The following is a 12665-nucleotide window of genomic DNA, read 5'->3' as shown; positions in this document are numbered from 1 at the left end:
CTCCCGATGCGCGCTCTACTCGTGCTGTTCAGCCTGCTGCTGCCGCTGTCGATGGCCCAGGCCGCCGACAAACTCCAGGTGGTCACCAGCTTCAGTATTCTCAATGACATTACGCACCAGATCGGTGGCGACCACATTCAGATCAGCAACATGGTCGGCCCGGATGCCGACGCCCACACCTACGAGCCCACACCGGACGATGCCAAGGCGCTGCTCAAGGCCAAGCTGATCATCAAGAACGGCCTCGGTTTCGAACCCTGGCTGGACCGCTTAGTCACCAGCACCGAAACCAAAGCCACGGTGGTCACCGCCAGCAAAGGCGTGATCTCCCACACCATGGAAGAGGATGGCGAAACCATCCCCGACCCGCACGCTTGGCATAACCTGGCCAACGCTGAAATCTATGTGAACAACATCACCAAGGCGCTGGTGGCTGCCGACCCGGCCAACAAGGCCGACTACCTGCGCAACAGCCAAACCTACCTGAAAGAAATCTACCGCCTGCTGGCCGAAGCCAAGACCAAGTTCAGTGCTCTGCCCCCAGGCAACCGCCGCATCGTCACCTCCCATGACGCTTTCGGTTACCTGGGCCAGGCCTATGGCATTCAGTTCCTCGCCCCCCAAGGCCTGTCTACCGAACGTGAACCCTCTGCCGCTGAAGTCGCTGCGCTGATCACACAGATCCGCAAAGACAAGGTCAAAGCCGTGTTCATGGAAAACATCAAGGACTCGCGCCTGCTCAAGCAAATTGCCGACGAAAGCGGCGCGCAGATCGGCGGCACGCTGTACTCCGACGCCCTCGCCGCCGAAGGCCCGGCCAGCACGTTTACAGGGCTGTTCGAATACAACCTCAACACCTTGTGCGCCGCCCTGAGCAAGCCATGAACCTGAGCATGCTCGAACTGGAAGGGGCTGCCAAAGGCAGTCGCTTCCCACTCAAACCGGTGCTCGATGCCCTGCCATGGAACAGCGATGGCCTGATTGCCGCCATCGCCCAGCAACACAGTAGCGGCGAGGTGTTGATGCTGGCCTGGATGAACCGCCGGGCCCTCACCGAAACCCTCACTACCGGGCAAGTTTGCTACTGGTCACGCTCGCGCCAGCAACTGTGGCGCAAAGGTGAACGCTCCGGTCACTGGCAGCAGTTGGTGGAAGCACGCCTGGATTGCGACGGCGACGCGGTGCTGCTGATCGTCAACCAACTCGGCCCGGCTTGCCACACAGGCCGGCCCACCTGTTTCTACAACGCCATTGATGGCGACTACGTCCACATCATCACGGAGCCCAGCGCATGATCCGCAAGAACCCTTCCGGCGATCTGCCAGTGATTGCCGAATCGGCCTACGTCGACAAGACCGCCATCATCTGCGGCAAGGTCATCATTGGCGAGAACGTCTTCGTCGGCCCGTATGCGGTGATCCGCGCAGACGAAGTCGACGCCAGCGGCGCCATGGATCCGATCACCATCGGCGCCAATTCCAATATTCAGGACGGCGTGGTCATCCACTCCAAATCCGGCGCAGCAGTGACCATCGGTGAGTTCACCTCCATCGCCCACCGCTCCATCGTCCACGGCCCGTGCTCAGTTGGCGACCGCGTATTCATCGGTTTCAACAGCGTGCTGTTCAACTGCGCCGTGGGCGATGGGTGCGTGGTGCGCCATAACTCGGTGGTCGACGGTCGTGATTTACCCGCCGCGTTCTACGTGCCCTCCACCACCCGCATCGGACCGAATACCGACCTGTCGCAATTCCCACCGGTGAGCGTCAGCGCCTCGGAGTTTTCCGAAGACGTGGCACTTACCAACGTCGACTTGGTGCGCGGTTACAAAGCCCTGCAAAACGAGTTCTAAGCCATGAGCCGCCTGCTGATCCGCAACGCCCGCCTGGTCAACGAGGGCCAGATTTTCGACGCCGACGTGCTGGTCGCCAATGGCCGCATCGAAAAGATCGCCAGCAGCATCACCGGCTGTAACGCGCCACTGGCCATCGACGCCAAGGGGCAATGGCTACTGCCGGGCATGATCGACGACCAGGTGCACTTTCGTGACCCCGGCGCGCCGGACAAAGGCAGTTTCTACAGTGAGTCCCGCGCGGCCGCGGCTGGCGGCATCACCAGTGTGATGGACATGCCCAACACCAACCCGCCCACCCTGAACCTGGAGGCGCTGGCCGATAAAAAACGCCGCGCGTCCCTGCACTCGGTGGTCAACTACGGCTTTCACTTCGGGGTAAGTAACGACAATCTCGACATCGTCGCCGCCCTCGACCCCTGCGAGGTGGCGGGAGTCAAAGTGTTCATGGGTGCGTCCACCGGTAATATGCTGGTGGACGACCCACGGATCCTGGAGCGTCTGTTTGCCGAAGTCCCGACCATCCTCCTGGCCCACTGCGAACACACGCCCAGTATCCAGGCCAACGAACGGCGCTTGCGCGAGCGTTTCGGCGATGACATCCCCGCCGTCGCGCACCCCCTGATCCGCGACGCCGAGGCCTGCTATCGCTCGTCCTCTTTCGCGGTGGAGTTAGCCCAGCGCCACGGCACGCGCCTGCATGTGCTGCACCTCACCAGCGCGCGCGAATTGGCTCTGTTTGAAGACAAGCCCCTGGCACAAAAACGCATCACCGCTGAAGTCTGTGTGCACCACTTGCTGTTCGATGACCGGGACTATCACCGCCTCGGCCATCAGATCAAATGCAACCCGGCGATCAAGACCCGTGCCGACCGCGACGCGTTGCGCCAGGCGTTATTGAATGATCGTTTGGATGTGATTGGCACAGACCACGCGCCGCATACCTGGGCGCAAAAACAACTGGCCTATCGCGAAGCGCCGTCGGGATTGCCCCTGGTGCAACATGCGCTGCCGGCGTTACTGGAGCTGGTGGCAGACGGGCTGCTGCCGCTGGCCACGCTGGTCGCGAAGACCAGCCACCGGGTCGCCGACCTGTTTGCTATCCCGGACCGTGGTTATCTACGTGAAGGGTATTGGGCCGACCTGGTGCTGATCAAACCCGAGCCCGAAGGTAAGCCGGTCAGGGATGAGCCGATTCTTGCCCGCTGCGGCTGGACGCCCTTTGCAGAGCGCAGCTTTCGCCACAGCGTCAGCACCACCCTGGTCTCCGGCCACCTGGCCTGGCACAACGGCAAGGTGGTCGACAGCTGCCAGGGTTTGCCGCTGCACTTTCTGCGTTAAGCGCGTGGTTTGACCGTACCGCAATCGTTGCCCAGCCACTGGGCGTGAGTGTCCAGGCTGCCCTTCTGCTGAATGCCGGTGGCATTGAAGGTGCCGTTGACGATCGTGGTGAATTCTTTCTGGCTTTGGAAAGTGGCGACTCCGGTGCCCTGAGCTTTCGGGCAGCTGAAACGGAATTTCCACTGGTTGCCGGTTTTGTCGGTCACTTCCTGTTTGCAGCCCGATTGCGGGTCGGTCAAAGGGATTGAGTCCGAGGCGACCTGGGCTGGAGTGAGGCACACCTGCACGCCTTTACCTGCCATGGTGATGCCCTGCTTTTCGAGCATCGCGCGCTGTTCGGGGGTCATCTGTTGCTTGAGCTGACCGAGGATCAGCGACAGGTCCGGCAGGTCCTGGTTATCGACTTTCATATTGCTGGTGGTCAATTCCCACAAGCCCGGCGCCAGCATCTGCGCCTGCGCTGCCACCGGCAACGACAAACCAACAACCATGGATAAACAGAGCAGACGAGCATTCATCGGGTAACTCCTGGGCAATTGTGGGCGTTAGACGCTGCAAAGGCGCCAGTGTTGCACGCCAAATAAAATAGCGACATTCGCAGCCGAACATGGTCTGTTAGGCATTGGATTGTCTGGAGTACTGTCGTCCATGGATTTCTTTGGCCCGCACCTGCTCGCCTACTTCATCGCCACGCTGCACTTTCTCGGGACTCTCGCCGCGATCCACGCGGTGCTGACCGTCAGGACCGCTCAAGGCTCGATAGCCTGGGCCTTGTCGCTGATGTTCATGCCCTATCTCACGTTGATCCCCTACCTGATTTTTGGCCGCAGCACCTTCGACGCGTATATCCAGGCGCGGCGCCAGGCCAATCAGGAAATGCACACCGCCATCACCGCGCTGAACTGGCGTCCTTGGGTTGAGGAGGCGCTCGCTGCGCGCAACTCCAGCGCTTACGCCTCGTTGCGCGCCATGCCCAAACTGGGTCGCATGCCGTGCCTGGCCAACAATGAAGTACGCCTGCTGATCAATGGCGACGCCACCTTCAGCGCGATCTTTGAAGCCATTCGCAACGCCAAAACCGCTGTGTTGTTTCAGTTTTTCATCATTCATGACGATGAACTTGGCCGCCAATTACATACGCTGCTGAAAGAAAAGGCTGCCCAAGGCGTGGCCATCTACGTGCTCTACGACCGCATTGGCAGTCACGCCCTGCCCCATCGCTACGTGCAATCACTGCGCGACGCCGGCGTGCAGGTCAAGGCCTTCGCCACCCGCAGTGGATGGCTCAACCGCTTCCAGGTCAACTTTCGCAACCATCGCAAAATCGTGGTGGTGGATGGCATCACCGGGTTTGTCGGCGGGCATAACGTGGGTGATGAATACCTGGGCAAAAAACCGCCATTGGCGCCATGGCGCGACACCCATGTACAGGTCACCGGTCCCGTGGTGGCGTGCCTGCAGGAGTCGTTTGCCGAAGACTGGTTCTGGGCCGCGCGCGAACTACCGCCGCTGATCCTACCGGACACCTATCCCGAAGACGGCGTGCTCTGCCAATTGCTCGCCAGCGGTCCGGCCGATCCGTATGAAACCTGTTCGCTGTTTTTCGTCGAGGCCATCCACGCAGCGACCGAGCGGGTATGGATCACCAGCCCGTATTTCGTCCCCGATGAAGCGGTGTTTGCCGCCCTGCGCCTGGCGGTACTACGCGGAGTGGATGTGCGCCTGCTGCTGCCGTCGCGGCCGGATCACCGCATTGTGTATGCCGCCTCCAGCCTCTACGCCATCGAAGCCGTGCGCGCCGGAGTGCGGGTGTTCCGCTACACGCCGGGCTTTCTGCATCAGAAGGTGGTGTTGGTGGACAGCGAGATCAGCGCCATTGGCAGTGCCAACATGGACAACCGTTCGTTCCGGCTGAATTTTGAAGTGATGCTGCTGACCGTCGATGAAGCCTTCGCCCAGGAGGTGGAGCATATGCTGCTCGATGACTTCGCGCAGGCCCATGAAGTCAGCCAGGAAGAAAGCCGCGAAACACGGCGCCTGCAACAACTTGGGATGCGTGTGGCGCGCTTGATCTCACCAATCCTTTAACCAGACAACACAAAACAAAATGTGGGAGGGGGCTTGCTCCCGATAGCGGGGGGTCAGTCAACGGGTGGCGACTGATATACCGCTATCGGGAGCAAGCCCCCTCCCACAGTTGGATCTCCACCTTTCTGGAACATCAGATCAGCGATAGATGTCTTCCCGCGTCCACGGCAGTTCATGGCTGCCATCCGCGTGAGGCTTCACCGCGAGGATCTGGTGCAGGTTGATCCAACCCCGTGCAAACGCATAGGCGCAACCGGCCAGGTACAAACGCCAGATACGCAACGCCTGTTCTGGCACCATCTTGGCCGCCGCTTCCAGGTTGTCCTCCAGCCGCTCACTCCAATGGTCCAGGGTTCGGGCGTAGTGCAGGCGCAGGCTTTCGACGTCGACGACTTCCAGCCCGACTTCGCTGATCTCGGCGGTCATCATTGCCAAGTGTGGCAACTCACCGTTCGGGAACACGTACCGCTCGATAAACTCCCCGGCGCCACGGCCCACCGGGCGGCCATCGGTGTGCTTGGCGGTGATGCCATGGTTCATCACCAGGCCGCCTTCACGCACCGCACCGAACAGGGTCTGGCAGTACTGCGCCAGGTTGGCGTGGCCGACGTGTTCGAACATGCCCACGCTTACGACTTTGTCGAATCGGCCGTCCTGGGGTAGATCACGGTAGTCCAGCAGTTGCAGGTCGATCTGGTCTTCCAGTCCCTCGGCTTTGACTCGCTCCCGAGCCAATACCAACTGCTCTTTGCTCAGGGTGATGCCAAACACTTTCACCCCGAACTCCCGCGCCGCAAACCGCGCCAGCCCGCCCCATCCGCAACCGACGTCGAGCAAATACTCCCCCGCCTGCAAGCGTAGCTTGCGGCACAGGTGGCGGAATTTGTCTTGTTGGGCCTGGTCGATGGATTCGCTGCCGGTTTCGAAATAGCCGCAGGAGTACGCCATGTCCTGATCCAGCCACAGCTGATAGAACTCATTGGACAGGTCGTAATGGTAGGAAATCGCCGCTGCATCCGTGGCCTTGTCGTGGATCGAGCGCACTGGATGACTGTCGCCGTCGCCCTCGATCAAGGCATGACTCAGCTCATCACAGACCCGGATCACTTCGCTGATGGAACCTTCCAGCTCCAGTTTGCCCTCGACGAAGGCTTCGCCCAGTGAGTCGAGTGTGGGATGGGTCAGTTGCGAGACGACCGTGGGGTCCTTCACCACGATGGTCACACTGGGCTCTGGGCCCAAGTTGAATTCATGGCCGTCCCAGAGTCGCAGACGCAGCGGTAGCTGAAGATTCTGTAAGGCCGGTGGAAGTTGCGCGAGCATGAGTAGTCCCCCCTTGTTTCAGACGTCTGAACTGAGGGTAGACCATCCCAATAAAAGTAGGAGGCTATCGATTTGATAGCCCTCTTCTATAGAGCTCGGCGTTGGAGCAAACCGTCCTGGACCCACTGTTTCAGCCATGTAACAGCCTGCAGCGGCGCACCCTCTGCATAAGTGACTGCTAGCTGCTCACACAGTTCTGCGAAGGTCCAACCGGTCGTCACCATACCGGCCAATGCTAAGGCTTCCGCAGGTTCCAGGCTGCGGTAATGGCACACCTGATGAAGGCGCCATACCAGGCAGATCTGCGCCAGGTCCAAGGTATAGCTGCCTGGGAAATCCGCCCCATCTTTGCTGGCACGCCAGATGCGCACGCTGTTGAAGTGACACAGTCGCTGCTGCACGGACGGTGTCAGGGCAACCTGCAAACCCGGCCAATCTTCGGGCGGCAGGAGCGCCATGTCATTCAGGGACAGCGGCTGACCCTGCAGCGCATCGAAGGCCAGGGTAAAAGCCCACTCCAACTTAGCCAGCTCTGCCAGCGGTGCACTTTGTTCGGCCACGAGGTGCTCGTGGATAAACGCCGGCAACCGTTCGCCAAACCAACGCAAGCTGTAATGGGCCGACGGATAACGGCGTACATAAGCGTGGGTCAGCGCCGCAAACTCATCATCCCCCAGCCAATAGAGGATGGCGCTGAAGTCGTGCCGCAGTACTTCCTGCAACCGCGCGATATAGGCGTTGTGATAGATCGCCAGGCCCGTGTCTACGTCCAGCGTCGGCCCGCCCAATAAAGTGGCGGCAAAGCCACTGTTGGCGTCGGGGGTTTGGGCTAATAAATGCTGTTCGAAGGCCAACTGCCAATCGGTCAGGCGCATACCGCTCTCCTCGCCAAGGCGGTGGCGCCCAGTTCGCGGGCCTTGCTCAACTCGGTGAGCAGCTCTTCGAACGGCGGAAAATGGTCATCGCGCTCCAACAGCGTCGACACAGGCCCCACGTGCTCCAGGGTCTGTTGGTACAGCGCCCACACCGGATCACATACCGGATGGTCGTGGGTATCGACCACGTAGTCGCCATAGTCCATATGCCCCGCCAAATGCAGCTGGCGAATGCTGTCGGGCGGCAGGTTGCGGATAAAGGTCCAGGCATCGAAGCCATGGTTGCGAGAGCTGACATACACATTATTGACGTCCAGCAACAACTGGCACCCCGACAGATGAGCCAAGGCGTTGAGGAATTCCCACTCGGTGAATTCATCTGCCTTGGAACGCACGTAACTGGAGACGTTTTCCAGCACCAGCGGGCGCTGCAACACGTCCTGCACTTGGCGAACGCGGCTGGCGACGTGATAGAGGCTTTCTTCGGTGTAAGGCAGAGGCAGCAGGTCGTGCAACTGGTGCGCACTGCCGCGGCTCCAGCACAGATGATCGGAAACCCACGCCGGGTGAATACGCTCGGCGAGCTGTTTGATCTGCTTGAGGTAATCGATATCGATGGCGTGGGGCCCGCCAATGGACAGGGACACCCCGTGCATCACCAGGGGATAGCGCTCGGCTATCGCGTCCAGGAAGTACAAGGCTTTACCGCCCTGCACCAGATAATTCTCGGAGATCACTTCGAACCAATCCACGGCCGGCGATTGTTCAAGGATCTGCTGGTAGTACTCACTGCGTAAACCCAGGCCGTAACCCAGACTTGGAAGGGAAGCGGACATGGCTGACTCCTGGGGAAAGTGTGTCCGCAGCGGAGGGGGGCTGCCGCTGCGGTTGCACTCGTTTGCCGGTTATTCGCCGACTTTGCCGCCAGCCGCGTCACAGGCTGCCTTGGTCATAGCCTTGAAGCCGTGGCCCTTGCACTCTGCCTGGCCTTTGCAGGCGTTTTCAGCGGTCTTGCAGTCGTTCATGCCCTTGCAGGAGGTTACGCCGTAGCAATGCACTGGCGCGTCTGCGGCTTGTACCTGGGTGGCGACACCAGCAAACATGGTAGCGGCGGCCATCGCGAAAGCGGCACCAGCAGCAGCGGATTTAATGTTCATTGTTGTATTCCTCATGATCAGTAGTGGCGTCGGTCTGAACGGATTGTTCAGTCTCGACACACCACTAGAGTGAGGCCCCCCACCGGCGTTACAGCGGTGCGCAAATATTGCTGAAAATTATTCGTCGAGTTTCAAAAGCGGCTCGTGGAAGCGTAGCAAACGCCCGGCGTTACCCAGCACCAGCAACGTGCTGAGGTTGTGCAACACTGCCGCGATCATTGCCCCTGCGGCCCCCAACCAGCCAAATGCGGCGAACACCACAATCGCCAGCGTCCAGCCCAGACCGATGATCACATTGACCTGCAACGTGTGCCGACACTGGCGACTCAAGCGCACACAGGTGCCGAGGCGGCGCAGGTCGCTGCCGATCAGCACCACGTCCGCCGAAGCCAGCGCGATGTCCGCCCCGCCCGCGCCCATTGCCACGCCCACCACGCCGGCCTTGAGCGCCAGGGAGTCATTGATCCCGTCGCCCACCACCATCGGCCGAAAGCCGCTGCCGATTTCGCCCAGCACGCGGTTGAGCTTGTCCTCAGGTAACGCCTGGGCTTCGACATCGCTGATGCCCACGTCCAAGGCCAAGCTGTCGGCCACGCTTTGACGGTCGCCGGTCAGCAGCAATTGGCGGCCCAGGCCCAGCTCACGCAATTCTTGCAGCGCCAGGCGGGCTTCCGGCTTGACGCTGTCAGCCAGCAACAGCCAGGCGAGAAATCGCCCGTTCAGGGCTAGCCCGGCAATCGGGCCGTCATGGTTGGGCACGCCCGTGGTGGCAATGCCCAACTGCTCGAACAACTCCGGACGCCCAAGGGCCGCTTCGCCCTGCTCGGTCTGCGCCACCACGCCGAGGCCCTGGCGTTCGCGGATGTCGGTCAGCATCAACAGTTGTTGCTGGGTAGCCAACCCCGCCAGCGCGCGGCTGACTGGGTGACTGCTCGCCGAGCCCAGGCTGGCCGCCAGATTCAGCAACGCCTGCCGGTCCGGCTCAAGGGTTTCGATGGACTGTAATCGCAGCGTGCCAAAGGTCAGGGTGCCGGTCTTGTCGACCACCAGCGAGGTCAAGTCCGCCAGCTCTTCCAGGAACGCCGAGCTGCGAATCAGAATCCCATGGCGCGCCGCCACGGCGATCCCGGCAATCGCCGTGGCAGGTGCCGACAACACCAACGCACAGGGGCACGCCGCCACCAGCACGGCGAGCATCGCCTGGGCGTCATTGGTCACAAACCAGGTGACCGCCGCCAGCAGCAGCACCAACACCATATAACTGCCCGCATAGCGCTCCAGCAGTCGCGTGATCGGCGGCTTGGACCGCTCGGCGTTCTGCATCAGCGCGATGACCTTGCCCAAGGTCGACTCGTTGCCGGTGCGCGTCACTTCAAGGCGCAGCAGACCGTCGAGGTTGATCGCCCCGCCAAACACCTGCACGCCGACGCTGGCTTCCAACGGCACCGACTCACCGGTGATCGGCGCCGTGTCCAGACTCGCCTGGCCCGACAACACCACACCATCGGCGGGCACACGGTCACCGGCGCGCACTTCCACGATATCGCCGGTGTTCAGCGTGCCGTTGTCCACTTCAACAATGCTGCCGTCGGCCTGCACCAACCGCGCATGGCTGCGGGTCAGTTTGCCCAAAGCATGGATCGCTTCCTGGGAACCGATCACGCTGCGCTCTTCCAGCACATGCCCAAAGATCATGATGATCGGCAGCAACGCCGCCGTCAGCAGATCCCCCGTAGCCCAGGCGCCAAGCATGGCCAAGGCGATAAGTTGATCGGTAATGCCATGCAGGCTGGGAAACCGCAGGCTGTACCACGCCGAACGCATCACCGGCACGGCCACCAGCAGTGATGCCACACCCAGCAATAGCTGACTGACGCCAGTCTGGTCCGGCGCCAGCCAGCGCCACACCAGACCCAGCACGAGTAATCCCAAGGCCAGCATGGCCAGGGTCAATTGCCGGGCAGCGCTGCGCTGCTCGGCGGACGTCAACATAGGTGCGCTCATTGCTCGGCTCCCTGGATGATCAAGCGGGAGTCGTCTTTAGGGTCGACCGTGGTCACGGAGCCCGCCTGGCCGAGAATCTTCGGCAAGCGCTCGCGGTACAGACGCAGAAGCAAACCCGGGTCTTTGACCTGGGCGAGGCTGGCGACGGTGGCGGTTTGCGCCTGGGCGTTGGCCAAGCGTTCGCTGGCCTGGGCGTGGGCAACCTGCACCACACGGTCAGCTTGCTGATTGGCGGTTTGGGTGAGCTTTTCCGCTTCGGTGCGCGCATTGGCCACCGCTTTATCGGCTTGCTGACTGGCCGTCAGCACCGCATTGAACGCATTCACCGCCGGGCCCGGCAGGCTCGACTGCACATCGACACGGGTGACTTCGATCCCCAAGCCCAAGCCGCTTGAGGTCAACTGCGCCAGCCGCTTATTGATGCCTTGCACCAGGTCACCGCGCAACCGTTCACGACGCTCGGCGGCGCTATTGTCGGCGCCGATCAGTTCCGGGCGCGCCACCAGAATCGTGTCCAGGTCCCGCGCCGCCGTCAGGACCACGGCGCTGCGCGTGACCAGGCGATCCAACGCCGGCAACACATGCTCGCCCTGCAATACAAAGGAATACGGTTCGGTGACCTTGTAGAACACCCGCACATCCAGCTGCACCACTCCGGCATCCCCGGTCAGCAGGTAGCCGGAGCCGGCCATGGCATCGCTCAAGGGCGTGGCGAAACTGGCCACGCGGTCAGCCTGCACCGCCGCCTCCGAACGCAGCAGGTTTTCCACCCGCCGCTCGATCACCCGATCGGCGGCCGGCAGCAACACCACCTGCTCAAATGGCTGCGGCCAGGCCAATAGCAAGCCAGCATTCTGAATACGGTCGAGGGCGCCGAAGTGCAGCACCACGGCGCGGTTCTGCGGGTCGATCTGGCGCACATTGGAAAATGCCCAGGCCAATGCCGCCAACACAGTCACCGCGTACAGCGCCATGAACGTCAGGCGCCCGGCCTGAATCCATGGGCTGTCCGGGCTGTCACGCTCGGTCATGGCTGGACGTCCTTCGGTCCGTCCACCAGCGCACGGAATGGTGCGGCGTCGGTGCGCAGGATGATCTTGGTGCCCGGCGTCACCACCGTGCCCAAGGTATCCAGCGAGCGCAGCAAGTTGTACAGCTGGGGATTACCCGCGTAGGCCCGCCCGTAAATCTGCGCGGCCTCGACACGCGATTGCGCTTCGATATCGGCGGCTTTCACCGTGGCGTCGGCCTGCACGATGCGCGCGTCGCGCTCGGCGGCGGAACGGATTTGGGCCGCTTCGCGCTTACCCACGGCAGTGCGTTCGGTGGCGATGGTTTCGCGCTCGGCACGCATGCGGTCGACGGTGGCGGTCAGCGTCACCGAGGGCAACGTCAGCCGCTCGATACCGACTTGGGCCACGCGTACGCCGTAGGTAGTGAGCAATTGTTGATCAATTTGCTGGCGCAACTGCGCCTCGAAATCGGCGATACGTACCTGGCTGGCGTCGGTATTGATCAGGCTGGACAGGTCAAAACTGGCCGCCGTGGTTTCCAGTGCCGAGCCGACGAAAGTGCGAATCTGCCGCGCCGCCTCATCCGGCTGGTTCTGCACCGCACGCATAAAGCGCTGCACATTGTCGGCATCGCCCTGCACCTGCCACGCCACATAGGCCTGCACGATGATGCGCAAGCCATCGCGGGTGCCCACGTCCTGCAAGCCGCTGGAGGTGGTGCGCAGGCGCAGGTCCACCGGGATCGCCGCTTCGAACGGCGCCGGCCAGCGCCAACCAAGGCCCGGCTCCAGCAACACCCGCGACGGGTTGCCGAACCGCGTAATCACCGTGGCTTCGCCGGACCGCACTTGCACCAGGCTTGCCGCAGCGACCGCAAACAATACGAGCAACACGGCCCAGCCCATGCGCCGCCAAGGGAATGGGCCAGCAGCGTGCTCATCACCGTGATGGTGGTGGCCGTGATGATGGTGATGACCGTGATCGTGAGAATGAGCGCTCAACAGACAGACTC

13 protein-coding genes are annotated in these 12665 nt (G+C 61.8%); 5 read left to right on the top strand and 8 right to left on the bottom strand.

Annotation, left to right across the window (positions count from 1 at the left end):
• The first annotated feature begins 6 nt into the window (after positions 1 to 6).
• From ACKZ62_RS28735 to ACKZ62_RS28720, 4 genes are read left to right on the top strand one after another with little or no spacing between them, the layout of a single operon-like run.
• On the top strand, positions 7 to 885 hold the full coding sequence (locus ACKZ62_RS28735) for a metal ABC transporter substrate-binding protein (protein ID WP_032884498.1): 879 nt from the start codon (positions 7 to 9) through the stop codon (positions 883 to 885).
• Positions 882 to 1295 (top strand): phosphoribosyl-AMP cyclohydrolase, encoded by a 414-nt coding sequence (gene hisI, locus ACKZ62_RS28730; RefSeq protein ID WP_095185253.1) that lies wholly within the window; start codon positions 882 to 884, stop codon positions 1293 to 1295. The genes ACKZ62_RS28735 and hisI overlap by 4 nt, the downstream gene beginning before the upstream one ends.
• Positions 1292 to 1852: a gamma carbonic anhydrase family protein gene (locus tag ACKZ62_RS28725; RefSeq protein WP_032884500.1), complete on the top strand. Its 561-nt coding sequence runs from the start codon at positions 1292 to 1294 to the stop codon at positions 1850 to 1852. The genes hisI and ACKZ62_RS28725 overlap by 4 nt, the downstream gene beginning before the upstream one ends.
• 3 nt (positions 1853 to 1855) lie before the next feature.
• Complete coding sequence (locus tag ACKZ62_RS28720) at positions 1856 to 3193, top strand: dihydroorotase (protein ID WP_447096163.1); 1338 nt, start codon at positions 1856 to 1858, stop codon at positions 3191 to 3193.
• Here ACKZ62_RS28720 and ACKZ62_RS28715 read toward each other — a convergent pair.
• A complete protein-coding gene (locus ACKZ62_RS28715) occupies positions 3190 to 3711 on the bottom strand; it encodes a DUF3617 domain-containing protein (protein ID WP_447096162.1) in 522 nt (173 codons plus the stop codon). The genes ACKZ62_RS28720 and ACKZ62_RS28715 overlap by 4 nt on opposite strands.
• Before the next feature lie 130 nt (positions 3712 to 3841).
• Here ACKZ62_RS28715 and cls point away from each other — a divergent pair, with 130 nt between their 5' ends.
• Entirely contained in the window at positions 3842 to 5281 is a 1440-nt protein-coding gene (gene cls / locus ACKZ62_RS28710) for a cardiolipin synthase (RefSeq protein WP_095185255.1), read from the top strand.
• Between the two features lie 138 nt (positions 5282 to 5419).
• Here the strand turns inward: cls and cfaB are convergent, their stop codons facing one another.
• The 7 genes from cfaB to hflC form a co-directional block, all read right to left on the bottom strand.
• A complete protein-coding gene (gene cfaB, locus ACKZ62_RS28705) occupies positions 5420 to 6604 on the bottom strand; it encodes a C17 cyclopropane fatty acid synthase CfaB (RefSeq protein ID WP_032884504.1) in 1185 nt (394 codons plus the stop codon).
• Positions 6605 to 6690: 86 nt separating this feature from the next.
• On the bottom strand, positions 6691 to 7479 hold the full coding sequence (locus ACKZ62_RS28700) for an HvfC/BufC family peptide modification chaperone (RefSeq protein ID WP_122681879.1): 789 nt from the start codon (positions 7477 to 7479) through the stop codon (positions 6691 to 6693).
• Positions 7470 to 8315: an MNIO family bufferin maturase gene (gene bufB / locus ACKZ62_RS28695; protein ID WP_032884506.1), complete on the bottom strand. Its 846-nt coding sequence runs from the start codon at positions 8313 to 8315 to the stop codon at positions 7470 to 7472. Before bufB ends, ACKZ62_RS28700 begins: the two co-directional genes overlap by 10 nt.
• Before the next feature lie 69 nt (positions 8316 to 8384).
• Positions 8385 to 8636, bottom strand: coding sequence for a BufA2 family periplasmic bufferin-type metallophore (bufA2, locus tag ACKZ62_RS28690; protein ID WP_032884507.1), 252 nt, complete (start codon positions 8634 to 8636; stop codon positions 8385 to 8387).
• 117 nt (positions 8637 to 8753) lie between these two features.
• Complete coding sequence (locus ACKZ62_RS28685) at positions 8754 to 10640, bottom strand: cation-translocating P-type ATPase (RefSeq protein ID WP_099601796.1); 1887 nt, start codon at positions 10638 to 10640, stop codon at positions 8754 to 8756.
• Positions 10637 to 11671, bottom strand: a complete 1035-nt coding sequence (hflK, locus tag ACKZ62_RS28680) for a protease modulator HflK (protein ID WP_447096161.1) — start codon at positions 11669 to 11671, stop codon at positions 10637 to 10639. The genes ACKZ62_RS28685 and hflK overlap by 4 nt, the downstream gene beginning before the upstream one ends.
• Positions 11668 to 12657 (bottom strand): protease modulator HflC, encoded by a 990-nt coding sequence (gene hflC, locus ACKZ62_RS28675; RefSeq protein WP_371260679.1) that lies wholly within the window; start codon positions 12655 to 12657, stop codon positions 11668 to 11670. The genes hflK and hflC overlap by 4 nt, the downstream gene beginning before the upstream one ends.
• Between the last annotated feature and the right edge of the window lie 8 nt (positions 12658 to 12665).

The sequence above is a fragment of the Pseudomonas sivasensis genome, assembly GCF_052938085.1.
Note: the sequence above shows the minus strand (reverse complement) of the source record. Positions and strands in the feature narration are given on the sequence as shown.

Coding starts and splice junctions, on each gene's coding strand:
- cls (WP_095185255.1), top strand. CDS start 3,842: ATGGATTTCTTTGGCCCGCACCTGCTCGCCTACTTCATCGCCACGCTG.
- ACKZ62_RS28735 (WP_032884498.1), top strand. CDS start 7: ATGCGCGCTCTACTCGTGCTGTTCAGCCTGCTGCTGCCGCTGTCGATG.
- ACKZ62_RS28720 (WP_447096163.1), top strand. CDS start 1,856: ATGAGCCGCCTGCTGATCCGCAACGCCCGCCTGGTCAACGAGGGCCAG.
- ACKZ62_RS28685 (WP_099601796.1), bottom strand. CDS start 10,640: ATGAGCGCACCTATGTTGACGTCCGCCGAGCAGCGCAGCGCTGCCCGG.
- ACKZ62_RS28715 (WP_447096162.1), bottom strand. CDS start 3,711: ATGAATGCTCGTCTGCTCTGTTTATCCATGGTTGTTGGTTTGTCGTTG.
- hisI (WP_095185253.1), top strand. CDS start 882: ATGAACCTGAGCATGCTCGAACTGGAAGGGGCTGCCAAAGGCAGTCGC.
- bufB (WP_032884506.1), bottom strand. CDS start 8,315: ATGTCCGCTTCCCTTCCAAGTCTGGGTTACGGCCTGGGTTTACGCAGT.
- hflK (WP_447096161.1), bottom strand. CDS start 11,671: ATGACCGAGCGTGACAGCCCGGACAGCCCATGGATTCAGGCCGGGCGC.
- ACKZ62_RS28725 (WP_032884500.1), top strand. CDS start 1,292: ATGATCCGCAAGAACCCTTCCGGCGATCTGCCAGTGATTGCCGAATCG.
- cfaB (WP_032884504.1), bottom strand. CDS start 6,604: ATGCTCGCGCAACTTCCACCGGCCTTACAGAATCTTCAGCTACCGCTG.
- ACKZ62_RS28700 (WP_122681879.1), bottom strand. CDS start 7,479: ATGCGCCTGACCGATTGGCAGTTGGCCTTCGAACAGCATTTATTAGCC.
- bufA2 (WP_032884507.1), bottom strand. CDS start 8,636: ATGAACATTAAATCCGCTGCTGCTGGTGCCGCTTTCGCGATGGCCGCC.